21 protein-coding genes are annotated in these 21,565 nt (G+C 70.4%); 8 read left to right on the top strand and 13 right to left on the bottom strand.

All coding sequences use genetic code 11. The annotated features are described in order from the left end of the window. Nucleotides 1-500: 500 nt before the first annotated feature. The 5 genes from EMA17_RS24815 to EMA17_RS24835 all read right to left on the bottom strand — a co-directional run bounded on the left by EMA17_RS24815 (nucleotide 501) and on the right by EMA17_RS24835 (nucleotide 5,525). Nucleotides 501-677, bottom strand: a complete 177-nt coding sequence (locus EMA17_RS24815; RefSeq protein WP_307721561.1) for an e9imm peptide — start codon at nucleotides 675-677, stop codon at nucleotides 501-503. A 129-nt stretch (nucleotides 678-806) separates the two neighbouring features. Beyond that, entirely contained in the window at nucleotides 807-1,613 is an 807-nt protein-coding gene (locus tag EMA17_RS24820; RefSeq protein ID WP_126639309.1) for a class I SAM-dependent methyltransferase, read from the bottom strand. Nucleotides 1,614-1,685: 72 nt separating this feature from the next. Continuing rightward, nucleotides 1,686-3,830, bottom strand: coding sequence for an MMPL family transporter (locus tag EMA17_RS24825; RefSeq protein ID WP_160161537.1), 2,145 nt, complete (start codon nucleotides 3,828-3,830; stop codon nucleotides 1,686-1,688). Between the two features lie 204 nt (nucleotides 3,831-4,034). Beyond that, nucleotides 4,035-4,691 carry an ArsR/SmtB family transcription factor gene (locus tag EMA17_RS24830; RefSeq protein ID WP_126639311.1) on the bottom strand — a complete coding sequence of 219 codons (657 nt, stop codon included), beginning with the start codon at nucleotides 4,689-4,691 and terminating at the stop codon, nucleotides 4,035-4,037. A 108-nt stretch (nucleotides 4,692-4,799) separates the two neighbouring features. After that, nucleotides 4,800-5,525, bottom strand: coding sequence for a hypothetical protein (locus EMA17_RS24835; protein ID WP_126639312.1), 726 nt, complete (start codon nucleotides 5,523-5,525; stop codon nucleotides 4,800-4,802). Between the two features lie 199 nt (nucleotides 5,526-5,724). Here EMA17_RS24835 and EMA17_RS24840 point away from each other — a divergent pair, with 199 nt between their 5' ends. Further along, nucleotides 5,725-6,504, top strand: a complete 780-nt coding sequence (locus EMA17_RS24840) for an SDR family NAD(P)-dependent oxidoreductase (RefSeq protein ID WP_126639313.1) — start codon at nucleotides 5,725-5,727, stop codon at nucleotides 6,502-6,504. 44 nt (nucleotides 6,505-6,548) lie between these two features. After that, complete coding sequence (locus tag EMA17_RS24845) at nucleotides 6,549-7,868, top strand: DUF4419 domain-containing protein (RefSeq protein WP_126639314.1); 1,320 nt, start codon at nucleotides 6,549-6,551, stop codon at nucleotides 7,866-7,868. A 7-nt stretch (nucleotides 7,869-7,875) separates the two neighbouring features. On the opposite strand, the gene EMA17_RS24850 is transcribed toward EMA17_RS24845, so the two are convergent. After that, a complete protein-coding gene (locus tag EMA17_RS24850) occupies nucleotides 7,876-8,742 on the bottom strand; it encodes an AraC family transcriptional regulator (RefSeq protein WP_126639315.1) in 867 nt (288 codons plus the stop codon). A 310-nt stretch (nucleotides 8,743-9,052) separates the two neighbouring features. On the opposite strand from EMA17_RS24850, the gene EMA17_RS24855 reads away from it, so the two are divergent. The 5 genes from EMA17_RS24855 (at nucleotide 9,053) to EMA17_RS24875 (ending at nucleotide 14,221) form a co-directional block, all read left to right on the top strand. Continuing rightward, nucleotides 9,053-9,613 carry a dihydrofolate reductase family protein gene (locus EMA17_RS24855; RefSeq protein ID WP_126639316.1) on the top strand — a complete coding sequence of 187 codons (561 nt, stop codon included), beginning with the start codon at nucleotides 9,053-9,055 and terminating at the stop codon, nucleotides 9,611-9,613. 86 nt (nucleotides 9,614-9,699) lie between these two features. Beyond that, nucleotides 9,700-10,272: a GNAT family N-acetyltransferase gene (locus EMA17_RS24860; protein ID WP_246126869.1), complete on the top strand. Its 573-nt coding sequence runs from the start codon at nucleotides 9,700-9,702 to the stop codon at nucleotides 10,270-10,272. Between the two features lie 101 nt (nucleotides 10,273-10,373). Further along, a complete protein-coding gene (locus EMA17_RS24865) occupies nucleotides 10,374-10,919 on the top strand; it encodes an AAA family ATPase (protein ID WP_126639317.1) in 546 nt (181 codons plus the stop codon). 1,496 nt (nucleotides 10,920-12,415) lie between these two features. Beyond that, nucleotides 12,416-13,510 carry a S66 peptidase family protein gene (locus EMA17_RS24870; RefSeq protein ID WP_126639318.1) on the top strand — a complete coding sequence of 365 codons (1,095 nt, stop codon included), beginning with the start codon at nucleotides 12,416-12,418 and terminating at the stop codon, nucleotides 13,508-13,510. A gap of 30 nt (nucleotides 13,511-13,540) precedes the next feature. Next, nucleotides 13,541-14,221, top strand: a complete 681-nt coding sequence (locus tag EMA17_RS24875) for a hypothetical protein (protein ID WP_126639319.1) — start codon at nucleotides 13,541-13,543, stop codon at nucleotides 14,219-14,221. 67 nt (nucleotides 14,222-14,288) lie between these two features. On the opposite strand, the gene EMA17_RS24880 is transcribed toward EMA17_RS24875, so the two are convergent. Genes EMA17_RS24880 through EMA17_RS24900 form a run of 5 tightly spaced genes read right to left on the bottom strand, consistent with a single transcriptional unit; the run spans nucleotide 14,289 to nucleotide 18,796 of the window. Then, nucleotides 14,289-15,428 carry an acyl-CoA dehydrogenase family protein gene (locus EMA17_RS24880; RefSeq protein WP_126639320.1) on the bottom strand — a complete coding sequence of 380 codons (1,140 nt, stop codon included), beginning with the start codon at nucleotides 15,426-15,428 and terminating at the stop codon, nucleotides 14,289-14,291. A 12-nt stretch (nucleotides 15,429-15,440) separates the two neighbouring features. Continuing rightward, a complete protein-coding gene (locus EMA17_RS24885) occupies nucleotides 15,441-15,914 on the bottom strand; it encodes a hotdog family protein (protein WP_126639321.1) in 474 nt (157 codons plus the stop codon). After that, a complete protein-coding gene (locus EMA17_RS24890; protein ID WP_126639322.1) occupies nucleotides 15,911-16,438 on the bottom strand; it encodes an FAS1-like dehydratase domain-containing protein in 528 nt (175 codons plus the stop codon). Before EMA17_RS24890 ends, EMA17_RS24885 begins: the two co-directional genes overlap by 4 nt. Continuing rightward, nucleotides 16,435-17,601, bottom strand: coding sequence for a CaiB/BaiF CoA transferase family protein (locus tag EMA17_RS24895; RefSeq protein ID WP_126639323.1), 1,167 nt, complete (start codon nucleotides 17,599-17,601; stop codon nucleotides 16,435-16,437). Before EMA17_RS24895 ends, EMA17_RS24890 begins: the two co-directional genes overlap by 4 nt. 13 nt (nucleotides 17,602-17,614) lie before the next feature. Continuing rightward, nucleotides 17,615-18,796, bottom strand: coding sequence for an acyl-CoA dehydrogenase family protein (locus EMA17_RS24900; protein ID WP_126639324.1), 1,182 nt, complete (start codon nucleotides 18,794-18,796; stop codon nucleotides 17,615-17,617). Nucleotides 18,797-19,182: 386 nt separating this feature from the next. Between EMA17_RS24900 and EMA17_RS24905 the strand changes: the two genes are divergently transcribed. After that, nucleotides 19,183-19,446, top strand: a complete 264-nt coding sequence (locus EMA17_RS24905; protein WP_126639325.1) for a hypothetical protein — start codon at nucleotides 19,183-19,185, stop codon at nucleotides 19,444-19,446. A gap of 152 nt (nucleotides 19,447-19,598) precedes the next feature. Here the strand turns inward: EMA17_RS24905 and EMA17_RS24910 are convergent, their stop codons facing one another. Further along, entirely contained in the window at nucleotides 19,599-20,384 is a 786-nt protein-coding gene (locus EMA17_RS24910; protein ID WP_126639326.1) for an SDR family oxidoreductase, read from the bottom strand. After that, nucleotides 20,381-21,565 (bottom strand): acyl-CoA dehydrogenase family protein, encoded by a 1,185-nt coding sequence (locus tag EMA17_RS24915; RefSeq protein ID WP_126639327.1) that lies wholly within the window; start codon nucleotides 21,563-21,565, stop codon nucleotides 20,381-20,383. The genes EMA17_RS24910 and EMA17_RS24915 overlap by 4 nt, the downstream gene beginning before the upstream one ends.

A 21,565-nucleotide genomic window follows, 5' to 3' on the forward strand; every position in this document is an offset into this window, starting at 1 on the left:
CGGCCGGGGTGATTGGGCTCGGGTGTTGCCGGGTTGGTTGGGTTTGGGCGGCGGTTGGGGTGTTGGGCTTTGGTGGTCTGTGGTGTGGCCTCAGTGGCTGATTGGGAGGTGAGGGTCTGGGCTGCTGGTGCGGTGGCTTTACCGGCGAGATCCACCTGATGTGGACGGCTGCTGGCGCCTGGCGTCGTCCCTCGTTATGTCCGGGGAGCGGGGCGACTGTGTTTGGTTCGTTCCCCCCGTATCGGCTCGCGGGAAGCCTGGCGGCGTCGCGGGCGGACGAGGTCTATGGCAACGGTCCCTGCCGTCGGTACTTGCGGCAGCGCGGCATCCGCCACGCGATCCCGGAGAAGGGCGCCGGCCGGGCCGCCCGCCTTTGTGAGGGGTTTCGAGGTGGGCGGCCGGCGGGCTTTGGCGAGGGGTGGGACGGGAAGCGCAACCGACAAGCCGAAGGGCCTCCGGGTGGTCGCGACTTGCCACGACGGGCGTGGCCCTGGTCATCCTCACAGTGCGAAGGGTCGGTACTCCAGGGCCTTGTCGACGACCTCCTCGGCCGTCGGCTCAGGTCCCTCCGGCCAGAAGATCAAGCCGCTGACATAGCCGTTCGGGCAGCCGAGAGCCAGGTCCAGCGCCTCCGTGGCCCGGGCGAACTCGGCGTCGTCGGCGTGGACCGAGTCCATGATCCTCTGCACCATCGCCACAGCAGTCTCGCGAGCCATCGCCATCGCAGCCGCCCCCTCCGGTGAGGATCAGCGTAGCCACCGGTTCGAGCGGTCGGACAAGGGCGTTGGTTGGGGTGGGCGGGACTGTCATGGGGTTTCGGGTCGTTTGATGCGGACGATGTCGTGGTCGTGGTCGATGGTGTAGCCGGTGCCGGTCGGGTCGGCGAAGTGGGTGGTGACGTAGTCTTCGAGATCCCGGTGGGTGGGGCGCGTGGCTCGTTCGGCCAGGTCCGGGACGTTGGCCATGAACTCGGCTACCGCGAGGGCGTCCGGCAGGTTGTCGGCGTGGAAGCGGACGGGCAGGGTTTCCAGGGTGCAGGACTCGACCAGGTCCTCGTGGCCGGTTCCGAGTGCCTTTGCCGTCGGAGCCAGGTCGAAGCGGATGTCGAAGAAGTGCCGTACCAGGCGCATGCATTCGTTGTCGGGGTTTTGTAGGGCGAGGACCAGTTCGCCGCCCGGGCGGACCCAGCCGAGCAGCCTGCGTACCGTGGGCAGATACTGCGACTCCGGCAGGAAATAGAACATGTGCGAGCACAGCGCGAAGTCGGCGAGGGCGGGCGGCTCGGCCGTTTCGACGGGGTCGCTCAGCACCTCCGCCTCCGGGTAGGTGAGGCGGAGGGCGTCGCGCATGTACTTGCTGGGTTCGATGGCGATGGTGCGCTCGAAGTGCGTTCCCAGGTACCGCGTGGTCGCCCCGGAACCCGCCCCGATGTCGAGGAACACCGAGCGCCGGGGCAGCTGTTCGACCAGGGCGAGCAGGTGGGCGTGGGTGACGGCCTTTTCGTCGGATCCGGCGAGGAAGAGTTCGAAGGCTCGGCGGTAGTCGTCGGTGGTCACGTCGAGAACGCGGATCGGGTCGTCGGACGAATGGGCTTCGGACGGTGGCAACGCCATCGGTTTGGCCTCCCGGTGTGGAACACCCGCTGATCGCTCTGTCGTTGCCGGTCGCTGTGTGTCCGGCGCGGACTACGCTACGGGATCTTTGCGCGGGTCCGCGGTCTTCGGGCGGCGGTGGGCCGGCCACCAGAAGGCCCGTCCGGCGTCCAGGGCCAGTGCCGGGACCAGGATCGAGCGGACCAGGAAGGTGTCGATCAGCACGCCGAGGGCGACCATGGCGCCGATCTGGATGAAGGCGACCTGGGGCGCGACGGTCAGCGCGGCGAAGGTGGCGGCCAGGACCGCGCCGGCGCCGGTGATCACGCCGCCGGTGGCGGTCAGGCCGCTCAGCACCGCCGATTCGTGGGTGCGGGTTCGGGCCTCCTCGCGGATGCGATGGATCAGGAAGATGTTGTAGTCGGCGCCCAGCGCGACCAGGAAGAGGAAGCCGACCAGCATGACCTGTACGTCCATCGCCGGGAAGTCCAGGACGTGGCTGAAGAGGTGCCGGCTCACGCCGAGGGCGGCGAGGTAGGACAGCAGTACGGTCGCCATCAGGAGCAGTGGCGCGACCAGGGCGCGCAGGAGCAGGACCAGGATCAGGAACACGACGCCGATCACCAACGGGATGACCGTGCGCCGGTCGTGTGCCTGGGCCGTCGCCTTGTCCACGCCGGTCGCGGTCGGGCCGCCGACGAGGGCGTGGGCGTTCGGGACGGCGTGTACGGCGGCCTTGATCGCGGACAGCCGGTCGGCGGCGGCGGCGCTGTCCGGGGGGATGTCCAGCACGGCCCGGATCTCGACCAGCGTGCCGTCGGTGGAGCGGAGCGGGGCGCCGGGTGTGCCGACGCCGGGGACGGTACGCAGCGCGTGGGTGACGGCTTCCGCCGACGCGCTGTCGGCGACGATGCGGACCGGGCGGCTCCGGCCCGCCGGGAAGTGCGCGGCCAGCAGTTCCTGCCCGGCGACGGAGTCGGGTTCGCCGACCACGGTGTGCGCGTCGTCGAGGCCGGTTTCGATGCCGAGGGCGCCCACGGCCAGTACGCCGAGGGCCAGGCTCGTGCCGATCCAGACCAGGCGCGGGCGGCGGGCCACGCCGCGACCCAGGCGGGGCCAGATCGAGCGGCGGGCGGTCGGCTCGGCGCCGTGGCGCGGGATGAGCGGCCAGAACACCCGGCGGCCCAGGACTACGAGCAGGGCCGGGAACAGGGTGGCCGTCACCACGAAGCCGCAGCCGATCGCGATGGCGCCGGCCGGCCCCAGGGTGTGGTTGAAGCCCATGTCGGCGGCGAGCAGGCACAGCAGCGCGGCGGCGACCGTCGCGGCGGACGCGGCGATCGACGGCAGCGCCCGGCGCAGCGCGACCCGCATCGCGGTGTACGGGGTGGGGTGCCGGAGCAGTTCCTCGCGGTAGCGGGCCAGGAGGAGCATCGCGTAGTCGGTGCCGGCGCCGAACAGCAACGCGGTGACGGTGATGGTGTTGCCGTCGTCGACGGTGAGGTGGGCGAAGCGTTCGAGGAGGTGCCCGACGGCTCGGCTGAGCAGGAGGGCGACGGCGACGCAGACCAGGGGCAGCAGCCACAGGATCGGGCTGCGGTAGGTGAACAGGAGCAGGACGGCCACCACGAGCACGGTGACCAGGGTCAGCGTGCGGCCGGTGCTCTCGATCGCGTCCTCGGCGTCGAGTGCGTTGCCGGCCGGGCCGGTCAGTCGTACGGTCAGGCCGGCCGGCAGCTCGGCGCGGGCCCGGTCGCGGACCTTGCGCGCCTGGTCGGCGGGGGTACGGCCGTCCCGGGCCTTGGCGTCGAGCGGGACGACCAGGGTGATCGCGGCGCCGTCGACGGAGCGGCCGGCGGCGGGGATCGGGCCGCGGGCGAGCGGGGCGAGGGCGGCGCGGTCGGCCTCGACCTTGGCGAGGTCGGCGGGGCCGAGGCCGCCGGGGCGGGCGTAGATCAGGATGCCGTCCGCGAGGTCGCCGTCGGGGAAGCGGTCGGTGAGTTCGGCGACTCGGGTGGATTCGGCGCCGCGAGGAAGTTCGACGGTGGCGTTGTCGCGGGAGTGCGGCGCGCGTTGGGAGGCGAGGGGAATGGCTATGGCGATCAGGATCAGCCAGGCGAGGAGCGCCGGCCAGGTGTGGCGCCTGCCGGTCGGCGGCCCGGGAGCTCGATCGGTGGCCGGGTCCCGTCCCGGTGGGTGGTTGCGGGCAGGGGCGATCGACTTGCCTGTGCGGAACACGGGATGATCTCCTCGTGGGTGGATGCGCGCGCTCGTGAAGACACGTCCTCGCGGACGTGGGGTGCGGCCTCCGCCATCCGGGCCGTCGAGCTGCAACTCGACGGCCCGGAGTCGTTGCGGGGCCGGGCGCGGGTGTTGGTGTGCGTATTGGTTCGGGTACCGGCTCGGGTATTGGTTCGGGTATTGGTTCGTGGGTGCTTCGGGTCAGGCTCGGGTGGGCGGCAGCTCCGGCGACTGCGGTGGTTCCGGTGGTTCCGGTGATTCCGCCGGGTCCGCCGGGTCCGCCGGGTCCGCCGGCTCCGGAAACGCGAAGAAGCGGGTCAGGACGGTGCGGGCCTCGGGTGGGGTGTCCTCGGGGGAGCGTTTGTAGCGGTAGAGCAGCTTGATGTACTCCTCGAAGAATTCGAGGAGTTCGTCGAAGGTCACCTTGATCTCGCTGTGCGAGAACGGCACCGCGTCGGCCCACTCGCCGGGCAGGTCGGTGCCCTCGATCCGCAACCGCGCCAGCTGTTCGAGGTCGGCGGCGAGGTCGAGGCGGGTCATCTCGTCGAAGACGGCCCGCATTTCGGTGGTTTGCTCGCTGCGCATCGGGAAGCGTCGATCGGTTTTGATCACGCGCCACCAGCGCTCGCGGCCCTTGGCCAGCTCCGGAGCCTCCTCGATGAACCCGTGCTCGGCCAACTGCCGCAGGTGGTAGCTCGCCAACCCGCTGCTCAGGCCCAGGGCGCGGCCGAGTGAGGTCGAGGTGGCCGGCCCGTCGCGCAGCGCGCGGGCGATCCGGTAGCGCAGGGGATGCGCGAGCAGGCGCAGCGCGTCGAGGTCGGTGATCTCCTGGCGCTCCGGGGGCTGGGAGGTGGTCACATGGCGAGCCTATGCGCGGGCGCAGGAGTTGCAAAGAGCTTTTGCAAAGAAGTTTTGCATCTCTGCGCGCTGGATGCGGGGTCGGCCGGAGGCGGAGCGGCCCGGGCGTCAGCCGGCGTTGTTCGGACCGGCGAGAACCTGCTCGACCTGTTTGCGGACCAGTGCTTCGTCCGGGTGTTGTGGCGTGGTGCCGGTGAGATTGACGCGCGCGATGCGGATCAGAGTGGTGCCCACGCGTACCAGGACGATCGAGTGCACCCAGGCCTGCCCCGTGTCGGTGCGTGAGGTGGCCTCGAAGGCCAGGGTCTCGTCACCGAGGTGGGGAAAGTCGAAGGCTCGGTAGGTGAGAAGGCCGGACATGCCGTCCTTCGTCACACGCTGGTTCACGCATCGTGGAAGCAGGTCGCGGACGGTGGGGATGACCTTTCCGGCGTCGTCGGCCGAGAGGGAGGTCAGGCCGGCACCGAGAATCGCGTATGCCTTGCCGCCGGGGGCGGGATCGTGGGTGACGATCGATGCCTTCGCCAGGACGTGATACATCCCGGACGTCGGATTGCTCTGTGCGCCCAGCCGATCACAGTCGTCGGACATGGCCGGCGGTTCCTCGTCGTCCCGGTCGGAGCCGACGTCGAGCTGCCAACCCTCCGGCATGTCCGTCTTCTTCAGCAGCATCCGCTTGAGCTCCGCCTTCGACAAGGCGCCGCCGGTGCCGGGGTCGGCGCCCGACGCACCGGGTGTCGGGACCGTCAGGGTGCGTGGCTTCACCGAGGAGGCGTCGGCGAGCTCTTCGGCGGGACTCGCGCACGCCGTCGCGGCGGCGAGAAGGGTGATCACGAGCGGGCCGACCATCCGGTGCGGACGAACACGTACCAATGCACGAACCTTTGCGGGAAGTGGTGGGTGGGGCGCGGCCGGCTCAGTATCGCAGTCGCCGTTTGTGCTGATCAGGGCGGTGGTCCGTTGACAGTTCGCGAGGCCGGGGATATTCCTGACTGATCGTCAGATCAGCTCGGCAGCTAGGGAGCCAGTCATCATGGAGCGTGACTTCGGGAGCCGGGACGGGGCGGTCGTGGTCGTCGGGGCCGGGGGTGGGATCGGGGCCGCGATCTGCCGCATGTTCGCCGCGCGGGGGGCTGATCTGGCGGTCACCTATCGCAACGGGGCCGCGGCGACCGAGGCCGTCGCCGAGGAGGCCCGGGCCGAGTACAAGCGGCGGGCTCGTGCGTGGCGGGTCGATCTGACCGACGCGGACGCGGTGGCGACGTTCGTGGCCGAGGCGGCGGCGGAGTTCGGCGGGGTGCACACGGTGGTGTACGCGGCCGGGCCGCACGTACCGATGCTGCACCTGAGTCGGGTCACGCCGGCGCAGTACCGCGAGCAACTGGACGGCGACGCCGCCGCGTTCTTCAACCTGGTACACCCGTCGCTGCCGCACCTGCGCGCGGCGGGCAACGGGAGCCTGGTCGCGGTCACCACGGCGGCCACCAGCCGATTCCCGGTGCGGGACGGCCTGTCGTCCTGTACGAAGAGCGCGGTCGAGGCCATCGTGCGCGGTATCGCGGCCGAGGAGGGCCGCTTCGGGGTGCGCGCCAACTGCGTCGGGCCCGGCATGCTCACCGACGGCATGGCCGCGCGGCTGATCGACAGCGGCGACCTCGACGACCGCGCGCTCGACGTGGCCCGCCGCAACATCCCGCTGCGACGCTTCGGCGGCGCGACGGACATCGCCGAGGCGGTCTGCTTCCTGGCCTCCGACCGAGCGGGCTTCATCAGCGGCCAGAAACTGGACGTGGACGGCGGCTACGGCGTCTGACAGACCGGACCCGGCCCGGATCGGGCCCGGATCGAGGAGAGCACATGGCGTTCGAGATCGACCTGCCGCTGGGTGCGGATGCCGAGGCGGCCGAGTGGGCCGGTGAGCTCGCCGAGATCGGCAACGGGCGGTTCCTGCGGGCGGTGGCGGGGAGTTCGGCGCGCTTCCACTACCTCGACACGGATCGCATGGTGGGCCGACCGTCCGATGCTCCGGAGGTCACGGAATCGTCGGCCAGTCTGTTGTTGCGGGCCATGCACATGTGCTTCTCGGCCCACCTGCCGCTCGCCCTGTCGCCTGATGTGCTGTGGTACGTCGTCGTGCACGAGGTGGCCGTCCATGTGCGGCTCGATGCCGAAACCTACGCGGAGTTGTTCACCGACACCCCGGGGCAGCGGCGGACCATCGTCGTGCGCGACGACGCGGCGCCGCTCGACTGGGGGCGGTCGATCGGCCTGGTGCGGGGACCGCTGCGGGCGCGGATCGGGACGGCGACGGCCGATCTCTTCCAACCGTCCTTCTCGACCACCACCGCCGCCGATGCCACCGCCGTGCTGGTGGCGCTGATGGATGTGGTCGGTCCGTACTACGACTTCCACTGGACGACACTGTGCGGCATTCCGCGGATCCGGCTGGAGGGTACGGACGAGGACTGGCGTCTGCTCGCCGCCCGGGTGCGCGGATTGGCCGAGCGGTTCGCGGGGCTGCGAGCGTGGTTCGCGGGCCTGTGCCCGGTGCTGGACACGATCGCCGCGACCGTCTCGGGGGATGGTGTGGATGAGGAATTCTGGCGGTCGATCTACAAGTATCGGTCGGCCTCCGGCGGCGCCTCGGTCACCGGATGGATCAATGCCTTCCTCGCCCACCGGTACGGCGACAGCGGGCCCGTGCCGAAGGACGAGTTCGGAGCGGGTCGCACGGCCGCGGGCCACTTTCCCTCACACGTCTCCAAGGTGCCCTTTCGGTGGGAAACCCTCGCCGGCACGTTCGACATGGGCTTCCTCGGTGGAGTTCTGGGCATCGAGCGCGACGGTGAGTGGATCCGACCCCGACTCGGCACCGCCGTGGTCGAGTTCCTTCCCGATGCCGAAGACCGGGACGAGCGGTTGCCCCACCCCTGGACGCTGACCGACATCCGGCGGCTCACCGGCTGTCCCGATGCCCGGATTCCGGACACGCCCGGCACTGCGACCTACAACGGCCGGACCCTCCACGTCGACTGTGTGATCGACGTGGAGGGCCGGCAGGTCGTTCGGGACGCGGCCGGTCATTGGTATGTCGGCGACGTCGTCTCGGCCGCGGGTGGCATCGAGTGTTGGGATTGCTGCGGTCCGGATCTCGGCCTTGCCCTGCGGTACTGCTGAACTCGGTTCAGGACGCGGTGGGTTCCACCGGGATCCACAGGGCCGCGTCGGCTCGGGTGCCGTCCTCGGTGGGTCGGACGCGGAGGATTTCCGGGCCCGGGCGGCTGCGGTACGGGTTGGACGGGAACCACTGGGTGAAGATGTCGCGCCACAGGTGTTGGAGGGCCTGCGGGTACGGGCCGGAGTTCTCGAAGACCGCCCAGGTGCCGGCCGGCACGGCCAGTGCGTCGAGGTCGTCGGGGACCTGATTGCTCGTCACGACGCCGTGGTAGTAGTCGAGTTCGGTGCCCTCTGCGCGGCTGGGGTCGAGGTCGTCGGTGACCGCGACGATCCCGTCCGGGTCCTGGTCGGACAGGGTCTTGATGCGGGCGCTCGTCTCCCGGTCGATGCCCCCGACGAACTCGGCGATCGCCGGGTTCACGCCTTCGTGGACGAGCGGGACCCGGGCCCTCTTGCCGACCACGTGGAACGCGTTCTTGTGCACGATCCGATATCGCATGCTGCTGCTTCCCTCGACGACGAGTCGGAAGGACATCCGCGGCTGTGCGCTGAGGGCCGCACCGGTACGCCGGGCCTCGCCGGGCCCCACGCCGTGCATGGCGCGGAACGCCCGGGCGAACGCCTCGCCCGAGGAGTAGCCGTGGCGGACCGCGACCTCCAGGAGGGTGCGCTCGCCGACCAGCACCTCGGCGGCGGCCAGGGTGAGCCGTCGGCGTCGAACGTACTCCGACAGCGGCATCCCGGCCAACGCGGAGAACAGGCGGCGGAGGTGGTACTCCGACGTCATCGCGATCCGCGCCGATTCGGCCACGTCGATGTCCCGGTCGAGGTGCGACTCGATGTGGTCCAGGGCCTGGTTCAGCTGCTCCAGCACTGCGGGTTCCTTCTTTCCCTCCGCGTGTTTGTGTCCTGTGTTCTTCCGTCGAGTCGACAACGTTAGGAAGGGTTGGGTGGGGCGGACCCGACATCCTGTGCCCGGTTCGGTCGGGTGGGTGGGTGGGTGTGTGGGTCGGCGGGCCGGGTGGTGTCGTCGGTGTCTGGGAGTGTGGGGCGGGCCGCGTGTGGGGATCTGCGCGGGGGAACGGCTGAGGTGAATTGTGCCGGTTCCGGCGTGCGGCGTGCTGTGCGGGCTGTGCGTGCGGTGTGGTCCTGTCCGGTCGACGACGAGTTCGGTGAGGTGTGCGATGCGGAAGATCGTGTATTGGTCGTCGATGTCCCTTGACGGCTTCATGGAGGGGCCGAATCGGGAGATCGATTGGCATCTGGTCGACGACGAGCTGCACGAACACATCAACGAGCGGCTGGGGAAGATGGGCGCCTTTCTCCAGGGGCGGGTCGTGCACGAGTTGATGGCCGACTTCTGGCCCACGGCGGACGCCGATCCGGAGAGCACCGGGCCGATGGTCGAGTTCGCCTCGATCTGGCGGGACATGCCGAAGATCGTGTTCTCGCGCACGTGGGAGCGGACCGACTGGAACACCACGATCAAGCGGGAAGTGGTGCCCGAGGAGATCATGGCGCTCAAGGCGGAGCCGGGCGGCGACATGGTGGTGGGCGGGGCGGACCTGGCGGCTACGTTCCAGCGGCTGGGCCTGATCGACGAGTATGTGGTGTACGTCTACCCGGTGCTGATCGGCCGCGGCAGGCCGATGTTCCGGCCGACGGACCACAAGACGAACCTGCGACTGGTGGAGAACCGGTCCTTCGGGAACGGGGTCGCGCTGCTGCGGTATCAGGTCCGCTGAGACGGCGAGGCGGTGAGGGGCGGGCGGAGGGCAGGGCCGATGTACGCCCGTTGCGAAGCGGCGTTGTGCAAACGATCATGGCGGTCATGGCGCAACCGAGGCAGATCATCGAATGTGGAGACTTCGTCCTGCGACGTTGGCGGGCGCAGGACGACTTCGCCGCGGCGTTCACGTTGATCGACGAGTCCGTGGACCACCTTCGCCCTTGGGAGCCGTGGGTGGCGCAGCACAGCGAGGAGTACACCCGGAAGCTGCTCGAACGGTTCGAGACGGGCTGGGCGAACGGGGACGTGTACAACTACGCCATCACCCAGGACGGCACTCCCGTGGGCATGTGCCAGACCTACCGTGCACCCGAGCCCCAGGGTCGGCGCATGGGCTACTGGCTGCATCCCGCCGCCACCGGCAAGGGCCTCGCCACGAGGGCGACCGCGGCACTGGTCGAAGAGATGTTCGCCCTGCCGGAGTTGGAGTACGTGGAGATCACGCACGACGTGGCCAACGCCGCCAGTGAGGCGATACCGCGTCGGTTGGGCTTCACCGAGATCCGGCGCGAACCGGGGACGCCGCCGGTGGCCCCGTCCGGGACCGGGATCGACAAGGTCTGGCGGTTGGACCGCCCTGCGGCGTGCGCCGACGGGGGTGTCGCGGGCGGTTGAGGGACCGAACTCCCTTCGCGTCGGCACGGATTGCGGTGTTGTCGGTTTCCGGCCGCGCTTTCGGGAGGTTCGGACGAAGGCTCACTACGAGGGGGATTGCGGTGCGGGAGCTGGATTCGGCGATTGTGCTCGTCACCGGTGTCATGGCGGCCGGGAAGTCCACGGTCGCCCAGCTGTTGGCCGAGCGGCTGCCGCGTTCCGTACACCTGCGCGGTGACACCTTCCGGCGGATGATCGTGTCCGGCCGGGAGGAGGTGACCCCTCGGCCGACCGCCGAGGCGACGGAGCAACTGCGGCTGCGGCACGGCGCCTCCGCGGCGGTCGCGGACATCTACGCCGAGGCGGGATGGACCGTCGTCGTCCAGGACGTAGTGCTCGGCGAACACCTCGCCGCGTTCGTGGACGCCGTGGCCACACGGCCCCTGTACGTCGTCGTGCTCGCCCCGAGCCCGGAAGCGGTGACGGGGCGGGAGGCCGGCCGTGCCAAGACCGGCTACGGCGGGCCCTGGACGGTGGACGCCCTGGACGGGGCCCTGCGCCGGGACACCCCGCGTCTCGGGTTGTGGCTGGACACCTCCGACCTGACCCCGGACCGGACGGTCGACCACATCCTGGCCGACCTGACGAGCGCCCGCGTCGCGGGTTGACCGACGGCGGCTGCCGCTGTCGTCGGAGACGGTCGACTGCCGTTTCCGTTTCCGTTCGCGTTGGGTCGGGCGGGCTTCCGGGGGTGTGGGGTCGGGCCCATGATGACGTCGCCGTTGACGACGACGGTCGGGCCGGATCGGCGCCGGTCGATTTCCGTTGAGTGTTGCGCTTTGGTTGCGGGGCGCCGGGTCGGGGTGGCCTGAGTCGTGAGGCGGGCCGCTGCCGGCGTGCGGGGCTTTGAGACTCTGGGCTTCCGACGAGACGGCCGTGTTGCTCGGCGAAAACCGGCCGGCAGCGGCGGGAAGAGTGAGGGGTCAGGTCGAGTCTTCCGAAGAGCCTTCCCGAGTAGGTCGGGCGTTTTCGGCGAGCGCCGCGCCTTTCGTAGCTTGGGCTGGTCCGGGTCGGTGGTGGGCCGCTGCCGGTGTGCGGGGCTGCGAGAGGCGGGGCTTCCGACGAAGCGGGTGTGTTGCTCGGCAGGAAAACCGGCCGGCAGCGGCGGGTGGGGAGGGTGCTCGGGTCGAGTCTTCCGGGGCGACTTCCAGGGTGGGACGGGTCGTTTCGGGGGTGTTGGGGGAGGAGTTGGGGCTTGAAACCGGATCTCGGTGGGTGGTTTTGCGCTTCGCACCTCGGTGACCTGCGGTTTTGTGCGGTCGGGGTGGCAAGTCGGGGTGTCGAGTGCCGGTTTCGTGCGCCCAGACCCCTCGACGCCGGTGAAGAGGCCGAAACTGCGTAGTGGGAGTCGGCCTCGCGTGCTGCGTCCTCACGGAGGCCGTCAAGGAGACCGAAAGTGCCCAGTGGGTTTCGAAACCGGATCCCGAAGCCACCGGAAGCAGTCCCATCGGTGCTGACCTGCGGTTTTCTCTCACGCGAAGGCTGCGACACCCAACGGGATCCGGGTTCGTGAACCATCCGTCACCCACACACCCACCACACACCGAAACCACCCGACCCACTTGAGAAGGCCCCGACAGACTCGACCCGAGCACCCTCCCCGCCGCTGCCGGCCGGTTTTCCTGCCGAGCAACACGCCTGTCTCGTCGCGACTTTCGAGTCTCGGAGCCCTGCACGCCGGCGGTGGCCCACTCCTCGACCCAGACCGGCCCCGCACCGGCCCAAGCAACGCAAGGCGTGGCGCTTGCCGAAAACGCGTGGCCCATTCGGGAAGCCTCCCCGGAGGACTCGACCTGACCCCTTGCCCTGTCCGCCGCTGCCGGCCGGCTTTCGCCGAGCAACGCGCCCGTCTCGTCGAGAGCTTCGAGTCTCGGAGCTCTGCACGGGACTCGATCCGACCTGTCCCGGCCCAAACCGAGGCAAGGGCGACGTGCGGGTTGTGTCGTACGGATCCCGTTGCGCACTCCCGTGTGATGGCTTGTGCGGGGTCACTCGGTTGCCCTCCGCCTCTCGGCGGGTGGGAGTCGTTGGGGGGCTTGTCTCGCGTGTTGTGGCCGGTGGTAAAGGTGTGGCGTGTGGGTGGGGTGGACGGAAGACTGCTCGCATGACCCGTGCGATGCCTCCACTGCTTCGGCCCCCTGCCCTGGTCACCGGCGATCTCGTGGTCATCGCGTCGTTGTCGGGGCCGCTCGACGAGGAGCACGTGCCCGGACTTCGGCAGGCGGTGGTCGTGCTCGAACGTATGGGGTTCCGGGTGCGTTGTGCGCCGTTGCTGGAAGCCGGGCGGAGGCACTGGTGGAGTTCGGCTCCGGTGGCGGAGATCGCGGCGGAGTTCAACACTTTGCTTCGGGATCCCGAGGTGCGGGCGATCGTCGCGCATGACGGTGGGCAGACGGTGCTCGGCTATCTCGACCTGATCGACGTCGAGGCGATCGTCGCCGACCCCAAGCCCATTCTCGGGTACAGCGACATCTCGCTGCTGCACCTGGTGCTGCACTCGCGCACGGGCCTGGTCGGGTTCCACGCCGACCTGGCCACGCCCGGTATCGGCGAGGCGTGGCAGGCCGCGCCGGCCGCGCGCAGGGAGGTACTGGAGGGTCTTTATTCGACGCTGCTGACCGGCACCGAGGCGATCGGCCCGCTGCCGACCGGGCCCTCGTGGGAGTGTTGGCGTGCCGGGCGCGCCGAAGGGCCGCTGGTCGGCGGGGTGCTCAACCGCATCGTGCGGGCCCAGGCCACGCGCTTCGCGCTGCCGCTCGAACGGTTCGACGGCGCGGTGTTGTTCTGGGAGGAGTTGGGCGGCCAGGCGTCGTGGGTGTGGAGCGACCTCCAGGTGCTGCGGCACTGCGGCATCCTCGACCGGATCGCGGGCATGGTCGTCGGCGTACCGACGGCGATCGGCGGACTGGAATCGGCCGACGCCTCGCCGACCCTCGCCGAGATCGTCCTGGACGTCCTCGGCGACCGGGACATCCCGGTGCTGGGCAACGTCGAGTTCGGACACGCGGGCCCGAATCTCCCGATGCCGGTGGGTATTCGTGCCGGCCTCGATGCGGGCGAGCGGGCCTTGTCGTTGCTGGAACCGGCGGTTGGGCCGCGCGACGGCGGTGCGGGGCGGCTGATGCCTGCCGGGCCGACTTCGGGGTGCCGGTGCCTCGGGGCGTGGAATGCGCAGGTCGTAGGCTCAACGCGCGCGTAGTCGACGCGCGTTGCCTTCCTGGAGGAATCGTTGCGCCTGTTCATGGTGCCCGTCGTGGGCGCCGTCGCGTTGGTCGTTGCCGGGTGCGCCGCCGAGAAGGCCCCGTCGGCCCGGGGCTCGGCGGCTCCGAGTGTGGCCGCCGAGGCGGCTCCCGGTGCGGCAGGGACCACGCCGTCCGCCGACGTGGCTCGGATCGTGCGCACCGGGATCGAACGGGTGCGCTCGGCCTCGTCGTTGCACATGGTCAAGACCGCCGAGAGCGACGACGGTTCGCCGACCGTGATGGACTTGCGGTTGGTCACGGGCAAGGGCAGTCGCACCAGCCTTCGGGAGGGCGACTTCGCGATCGAGGAGATCGTGATCGGGACGGACCTGTTCAGCCGTGACGGCTACGGCCCGTGGGAGCGCTACGCCGTCGACCCGGAGCACCCGTCGATGTCGAGCGGGGAAGTCGCCGCGATACCGACCTTCGCCCAGTCGCTCTACGAACAGGCCGCCGCCCACCCGGAGACCTTGACCGTCGTGGAGCCCGTCAAGATCGACGGTGTGCGCTGCTTCGGCGTGCAAAGCGGCACGCTGATCGCCTATTTCACGCCGGACGACACCGGATACCTTCGCCGCTGGACGCAGCGCACCCCGATCACCCGCCTGAGCACCGACATCACCGAACTCGACAAGCCCATCGACCTGAAGCCCCCGCCCGGCCTGTGACGGCCGAAGGCGGCACCCGCGTCTCGGGTGCCGCCTTCGGTTCGGTGACGTGACACGGCCAGGGGCGTCAGCCCTTGTCGAGCACGTCCGCCGCGATCAGGTCCTCCAGGTAGCGGTCGTCCCACCAGTTGAGTTGCAGGGACTTGGCGCGGCGGAAGTACAGCTGTACGTCGCATTCCAGGGTGAAGCCCATCCCGCCGTGGACGTGTACCGCCAGGTCCGTGACCTCGCGGTAGGTGCGGGCGGCGAAGAGCTTGGCCATCGGGGCCAGGCGGGCGGTGTCGCGGCCCTTGTCGCGGGACCAGGCGGCCTCCCAGACCAGGGTCTCGGCGCCGTCGACGGCGGTCGAGGCGTCGGCCAGGTTGTGCGCGATCGCCTGGAAGGCGCCGAGCGGCTTGTCGAACTGCTTGCGGTGCTTGGCGTATTCGACGGTGATCTCCAGGGCGCGCTTGGCGCCGCCGACCGCCTGGGCCGCGAGCAGGATCAGGCCGTCGTGCAGGACGTCCGACCAGACCGGCCAGCCGGCCCCGGCCGTGCCGACCAACTCGCCGCGCACGTCCGCGAGTTCGACCCGGTACTGGGTGTCCGAGGCGATCGTCTGCTGCTGGGTCGTGGTGACCCCGTCCGCCTTCGGGTCGACCAGGAACAGCGACACGCCCTGGGCCGGGTCGCCCGGGGTGCCCGCGGTGCCGGTCCGGGCGAGCACGAGCAGGACGTCGGCCGCCGCCGCGTAGGCGACGTGCCGCTTCGTGCCGGACAGCAGGTGGCCGTCGCCGTCCGCGCGGGCCGCCAGCGCGACGCCCTTGCCGCCGAAGCCGCGGTCCGGCTCCAGCCATGCCACGCTCGCGATGGTGGTGCCCGCCGCGATGCCCGGCAGGTACTTCTCGCGCTGCTCGTCGGATCCGGCCGCGGCCAGCACACCGCCGACCAGCACCGAGCTGACGAAGTGCGGAGTCGGCGCGAGGGAGCGGCCGAACTCCTCGTAGACCACGGTCGCGTCGAGCGTGGTCATCTCCGACCCGCCCCACTTCTCGGGCAGCGTCAGACCGGTGAGGCCGGACTCGCCGAGCTTCTTCCAGAAGTCCTCGGGGTAGCCGACCGGGTCGTTCTCCAACTCGCGAACGACGGTGAGGTCGGCGTGCCGGGCCGTCAGGCCGCGCACGGTCTCCCGGAGGATGTCCTGTTCCTGGGTGAAATCGAGGTCCATCGCGCGTCTCCTCTAGGGCTTCCAGCGCTCGCCGCGCCGGTCCCACGGGTTGTCGTCGGGGGTGGTGGGCAACGCGATTCGCGCGGTGGCCGTGGTCCGGACCGCGCCGTCGACGGTCAGCGAGATCTCGGCCCGGATCCAGCCGCAGCCGGTCTCGTCCACCGAGACGTCGTCCACCGTGCCGGTGAGCAGCATGTGGTCGCCCGGGAAGACCGGCTTGGTCATCCGGAACACCATCCGGCCGATCCGGCCCTTCGGGCCGGTCCAGTCGTTGAGGTAGCGCTCGAACCAGGCGGCCTGGTTCGGGGTGTTCAGGAAGATGTCCTGCACACCCTGGCGCTCGACCGCGAACTTGTAGTCGTGGTGCATCGGCCGCCAGTCGCGGCTGGCCAACGCCCCCAGGATGACCGTGGTCGCGGTGACGTCCACGCCGAAGGTCGGCAGCGCGTCGCCCTTGGCCAACCGGTCCAGGGTCAGGTCGCTCATGCGGTGGCCTCCCGCCGGTAGCCGTAGCCGGTGTAGGACTCGGTGCCGAGCAGGGCGCCGTCCTGGTTGTGGTACTCGACGTCGATCACCCAGAAGCGGCCGATCCCGAGCTTGGTGCGCTTTTCCGGGCTGACCGACCGAAGCACCTGACGCGACGTCACGATGTCGCCGAGGCGTACCGGTTCGTAGAACACGTTGGTGTTGTCGGTCATGATCGCCTCGGGCAGTTCGAAGCGGATCTTGAGGTCGAAGTGCACCTGGAGGGAAAGTTGCTCGCCCTCCGCGCCGGGCGCCCAGTAGTGCGGGCGGGCCCACGCGGACAGCAGGCTGAGCGGGGCGATGTGACCACCCGTCAGCTCCGCCGCGACCGCGTCGTCCCAGAACAGCGGATTGCCGTTCTGCACCGACGCGCACGAGGTCCAGATGTAGCCGCGCTCGGCGGGGAAGTCACCCCGCTTCTCGTACTGGACCTTGCCGATCAGCGCCGCCACGTCCTCGGGCAGCGTGGTGTCCTGTGCCGTCATGCGACCACTCCTGAAGCACGAAGCTCGGCCACCCGGTCGGAGGTGTACCCGGCCGAGGCGAGCAGCTCGTCGGTGTCGGTGATCCCGGATTCGCGGACCGGGTACGGTTCGGTCGGCGCCTGCTGGCCGGCCAGTACCGGGCCCACCTGGCGGAACTCGCCCTGGGCGGGGTGGGTCGCGGTGGTGAACGCGCCGCGGGCCAGATACTGCGGGTCGGCCAGCAGTTCCGGTACGGACGACACGGCCGACACGCAGGTGTCGGCCGGGGCCAGTTCGGCCACCCAGTCGTCCCGGTCGCGGCCGGCGAACACCGTCGAGAGGTCCGCCCGGATCGCGTCCTGCGCGTCGTCGTCGAGCTGGCGCGACGCCCACTTGTCCAACCCGGTCAGCCGGCACAGGTTGGCCCAGAACCGGCCCTCGATCGCGGCCACCGCCAGCCACTTGCCGTCCCGCGCGCGGTAGGTGTCGTAGCACGCGTAACGGCCAGTCAGAATGCCGTGCCGGGGCTCCGGTTCGACGCCGGTGGCCAGATACTCGTCCACGCCCAGCGCCATCAGCGCGAGCATCCCGTCGGCCACCGAGACGTCCAGGCGGGCGCCGTCGCCGGTGCGTTGCCGGCGAAGCAGCGCGCCCATGATCGCGATCACCGCGTGCATCCCGCCGCCCGCGCTGTCCGCGACGGTCGCGCCCGGGATCGGCGGTCCGCCGTCCGCGCCCGGCCCGGATACGTGCAGGAAGCCGCCCACGCCCAGGTAGTTCAGGTCGTGCCCGGCCTGAAGGGCATACGGACCGTCCTGACCGAAGCCGGACGTGGAGCAGTAGACGATCGAGGGGTTGCGCGCCGAGGCCGCGTCCGGGCCGATGCCCAGGCGGTCCACCACGCCCGGGCGGAAGCTCTCGATCACCACGTCGGCGCCCTCGACCAGGGTGAGGAACGCCTCGCGGCCCTCGGGCGCCTTCATGTCGAGCAGCACGCGCCGCATCCGCCGGTGCGCGCTGTACGAGTAGTAGGGCGGCGTGATCTGCACGCCGCTCCGGGCCGGGACCGGGCCGACCTTGATCACGTCGGCGCCGTAGTCCGCCAGCCAGCGCGAGGCGCGGGCGGCGGGGCCCACGCTCGCCAGGTCCAATACGGTGACGCCTTGCAGGAACTCTCCGGACATGACCTCGGCCCCGTCAGAAGTTCTTGGGAAGGCCGAGACCGCGCCGGGCGATGATGTTCTTCTGCACCTCGGAGGTGCCGCCGCCGATGGTGTCGAGCACGGTGTAGCGGTAGGTCGAGTCGGCGCGACCGGTCATCGGCGCGTCCTCGGTGCCCACCCGCAGCTGGGTGCCCGGCGAGGCGATGTCCATCGACGCGTTCGCGAGCCGCTTGGACAGCTCGGTGGCGTAGAGCTTGTAGCCCGACGCCTCGACCGTGGGCGGTTTTCCGCCACCTGCCGCGGCGGCCACCACGCGCAGCCCGAGCAGGCGCGCCACGGCGGCCTCGGTGACCAGCGTGGCCAGCTGCTTGCGCACGATCGGGTCCTCGCGCAGCGGCTCGTCGTCGCGCGTGGCCTCCTTGACGTACTCGGTCAGTACGTTCAGCCGCTGCTGGATCGGGGCGAACGAGAACATCGTGAAGCGTTCGAGGTCGAGCGCCTGGGAGATGTACTGGAAGCCCTTGTTCAGCTCGCCGACCACGTACTCGTCGGAGACCCAGACATCGTCGAAGAAGACGTCGTTGGTGCGCTCGTCGCCCATCGTCCAGATCGCCCGGACGGTGATGCCCGGGTGGTCCATCGGCACCAGGAACAGCGTGATGCCGTGGTGCTTGGGCGCGTCGGGGTCGGTGCGCGCGCCGACCCAGTACCACTCGGCGAAGTGCGCGGAAGTGGTCCAGGTCTTCTGACCGTTGAGCCGCCAGCCCGCGCCGTCGCGGACCGCGCGCAGCTTCATCGAGGCGGCGTCGGAGCCGGCCTCCGGCTCGCTGTAGCCGACCGCGAACTCGACCTCGTTGTTCAGGATCTTGGGCAGGAACTCGGCCTTGAGCTTGTCGCTGCCGTGCGCGAGCAGGGTCTTGCCGATGATGCCGACGCCCTTGCCGATCTGCGGTCCACCGCGCCCGGCGAGGGCTTCGTTGAGCAGGTATTCGTAGACCCCGTCGCCGTCCTGGCCGCCCCACTCCTCGGGCCAGGTGATGCCGAGCCAGCCTTGGTCGGCCATCTTGCGCATGTAGGCGCGGCGTGCGGGGGTGTCGACGACCTGGGCCATGTTCTCCCGGGTGACATCGAACACTTCGGAGTCGGGATTGGCGTCGAGAAACCGCTCGACCGTCTCGCTGAACGCGGTCTGGTCGGGGGAGAAGTCGAAGTCCACGGGTCGCCTTTCGGGGCGCGCCCATGCCGGCTGCCTCACCTGTGTACGTGCAGGTGAGGCAGCCGGCACAGAACCTGACGGATAGTCAGATCAAGGTAACACCGGCCTGGGTTCATTTCGAGTGGCGGTCGGCAAATGATGTGTGGGCCCCGTCTCGTCGGATTCGGGGCGGGTCGTTCCCGGGACGGCTCCGGTTCGGCTTCGGCGCGTTTGCGCCCTGGTTCGCGCCCGGTTCCCGGCGCGCGCACGATCCGGCGCCCGCGTATGCGCCGGGGCGTGCGGGGGCTCCGGGGTGGGCATGATCACGCCAGGGCCGACGAAACGGTTCTGGACAAGTCCGGAAAAGTTACGGCGCGTCCGCGATCGACCACCTATCGTGGGTGGACATGAGCGGAAATGCTTGCCCGCAATGCGGTCGGGAGCACCCGTGGTGCGAGGTCGAGTGGTCGGCGTTCGAGCCCGACGACGCGACCCGTCCCGACCCGGACGAGACCGACGCCGACGGCCCGCCCTACCGGGTCTCCGAACTCCTGCCCGACATCCTCGACTTCCTCGCCCGCGGCAGCCGCGGGCCCGACTGGGCGGGCGCGCGCCGACGCCCGGTCGGGTCGCTGCGGGGGCTGATACCCCGTCCCAGGAACGGGTGTTGACGGGGCGTCAGCGGCACCGCGCCGGATCCCGCGGCGACGGTGACGGTCCCGGCGCCAGGGCTGACGCTGCGTCAAGAACGGGCGGCGCGCGGTGAGCCCGCGCGCCGCGATGCGCCGACGCCGCGACGGGCTCCGCGCGCCGTCGCGATGTCCTACGCGCGCTGTGAGCTGACCGAGACGACCTCGCCGGTCATGTACGACGAGTAGTCCGAGGCGAGGAAGACCATCACGTTCGCCACCTCCCACGGCTCGGCGGCGCGGCCGAACGCCTCGCGCGAGGACAACTCGTCGAGCAGTTCCTCCGACGACGCCTTCGCCAGGAACGCGTGCATCGCGATGCTCGGCGCGACCGCGTTGACCCGTACCCCGAACTCCGCCGCCTCCACCGCCGAGCAGCGGGTCAGCGCCATCACGCCGGCCTTGGCCGCCGCGTAGTGCGCCTGGCCCTTCTGCGCCCGCCAACCCAGCACCGACGCGTTGTTGACGATCACACCCTTGCCACGCGGTCGCATGTGCCGCAGCGCCGCCCGGGTGCAGCGGAACGTGCCGTTGAGGGTCACGTTCATCACCAGGTCCCACTGCGCGTCGGTCATGTCGACGAGGTTCGCCTCGCCGCCGAGCCCGGCGTTGTTGATCAGCACGTCGATGCCGCCGAGTTCGCGCGCGGCCGTGTCGATCAGGTTTTGCACGTCGTCCTCGACCGTGACGTCGCACGGCACGGCCAACGGCCGCGACCCGATCAGCTTGGCGAGTTCGTCGGCGGCCTCGCCCAGGCGGCGCTCGTGCTTGTCGCTGATCGCGATCACGGCGCCCTCCTCGGCGGCGCGCTTGGCGGCGGCGAAGCCGATCCCGGTGCCCGCCGCGGCGGTGATCAGGACCGTCTTGCCGGTCAGCAGGCCGTGGCCCTCGACGTAGGTGGGGGCGGCGGTGGGGCTCACTTGGCGTCTCCTCGCGGTTCACGGGGCATGCCGAGGACGCGCTCGGCGATGATGTTGCGCTGCACCTCGTTCGACCCGCCGTAGATGGTGTCGGACTTGGTGAACAGGAACAGGCGCTGCGCCTCGGACAGTTCGTACGGTGCCGCGGCGGCCAGGGTGGACTCGACGCCGGCCACGTCCATCGCGAGCGTGCCGAGGCGCTGGTGCCAGCCGGCCCACACCAGCTTGGCCACCGAGGCGGCGCCGGGATCGGGCGAGCCGAGCGTGCGCAGCGCGTTGCAGCGCAGCACCTTCAGGTCGATCCAGCTCTGCAACAACCGGTCGCGCAGGATGGGATCCGCGATGGCGCCGTTGGCCTTCGCCTCGGCGACCACCTTGTCCAGCTCGATCTCGAAGCCGATCTGCTGGGCCAGCGTGGACACCCCGCGCTCGAACGCGAGCAGGCCCATCGCCACGCCCCAGCCCGCGCCCACCTCGCCCACCACGTGCTCCGCGCGGGCGTGGGCCCGGTCGAAGAACACCTCGTTGAACTCGCTGGTGCCGGTGAGCTGCACGATCGGGCGGATCTCGATACCCGGCTGGTCCATCGGCGCCAGCAGGAAGGTGATGCCCCGGTGCCGCTGTGAGCCGGGATCGGTGCGGGCGAGCACGAAGCACCAGTTCGCCTCGTGGGCGAGCGAGGTCCACACCTTCTGGCCGGTGATCAGCCAGTCGCCGGACTCGGGGTCGACCGAGGCGGAGGTGCGCAGGTTGGACAGGTCGGAGCCGGCGCCCGGCTCGGAGTAGCCCTGGCACCACAGTTCCTCACCGCGCGCGATGGCGGGCAGGAAGCGGGCCTTCTGCTCGTCGGTGCCGAACGCGAGCACGGTCGGGCCGAGCAGGTTCTCGCCCATGTGGTTGACCCGGCCGGGCGCCTGGGCGCGGGCGTACTCCTCGCCGAAGATCACCTGCTGCATCAGCGACGCCTCGCGGCCCCCGTACTCCCGGGGCCAGGCCAGGCCGATCCAACCGCCCTCGCCCAGGCGCAGCTCCCAGGCCCGGCGGATCTCGAAGTGCTCGTGTTCGCTGCCGGGACCGCCGGTACCGACCGCCGCGGCGAACTCACCGGAAAGGTTCTCCCGGAGCCACGCGCGGACCTCGGCCCGGAACTCCTCGTCTTCGGCGCTGTACCGGAAATCCAC

The organism is Embleya hyalina, from assembly GCF_003967355.1.
Lineage (GTDB): Bacteria > Actinomycetota > Actinomycetes > Streptomycetales > Streptomycetaceae > Embleya > Embleya hyalina.

Bases quoted from the DNA above. Each gene is read 5' to 3' on its own strand.
- EMA17_RS24880 (WP_126639320.1), bottom strand. From the start codon at position 15,428: ATGGACCTCGATTTCACCCAGGAACAGGACATCCTCCGGGAGACCGTG.
- EMA17_RS24855 (WP_126639316.1), top strand. From the start codon at position 9,053: ATGCGGAAGATCGTGTATTGGTCGTCGATGTCCCTTGACGGCTTCATG.
- EMA17_RS24895 (WP_126639323.1), bottom strand. From the start codon at position 17,601: ATGTCCGGAGAGTTCCTGCAAGGCGTCACCGTATTGGACCTGGCGAGC.
- EMA17_RS24890 (WP_126639322.1), bottom strand. From the start codon at position 16,438: ATGACGGCACAGGACACCACGCTGCCCGAGGACGTGGCGGCGCTGATC.
- EMA17_RS24840 (WP_126639313.1), top strand. From the start codon at position 5,725: ATGGAGCGTGACTTCGGGAGCCGGGACGGGGCGGTCGTGGTCGTCGGG.
- EMA17_RS24905 (WP_126639325.1), top strand. From the start codon at position 19,183: ATGAGCGGAAATGCTTGCCCGCAATGCGGTCGGGAGCACCCGTGGTGC.
- EMA17_RS24885 (WP_126639321.1), bottom strand. From the start codon at position 15,914: ATGAGCGACCTGACCCTGGACCGGTTGGCCAAGGGCGACGCGCTGCCG.
- EMA17_RS24815 (WP_307721561.1), bottom strand. From the start codon at position 677: ATGGACTCGGTCCACGCCGACGACGCCGAGTTCGCCCGGGCCACGGAG.
- EMA17_RS24860 (WP_246126869.1), top strand. From the start codon at position 9,700: ATGGCGCAACCGAGGCAGATCATCGAATGTGGAGACTTCGTCCTGCGA.
- EMA17_RS24845 (WP_126639314.1), top strand. From the start codon at position 6,549: ATGGCGTTCGAGATCGACCTGCCGCTGGGTGCGGATGCCGAGGCGGCC.
- EMA17_RS24820 (WP_126639309.1), bottom strand. From the start codon at position 1,613: ATGGCGTTGCCACCGTCCGAAGCCCATTCGTCCGACGACCCGATCCGC.
- EMA17_RS24870 (WP_126639318.1), top strand. From the start codon at position 12,416: ATGACCCGTGCGATGCCTCCACTGCTTCGGCCCCCTGCCCTGGTCACC.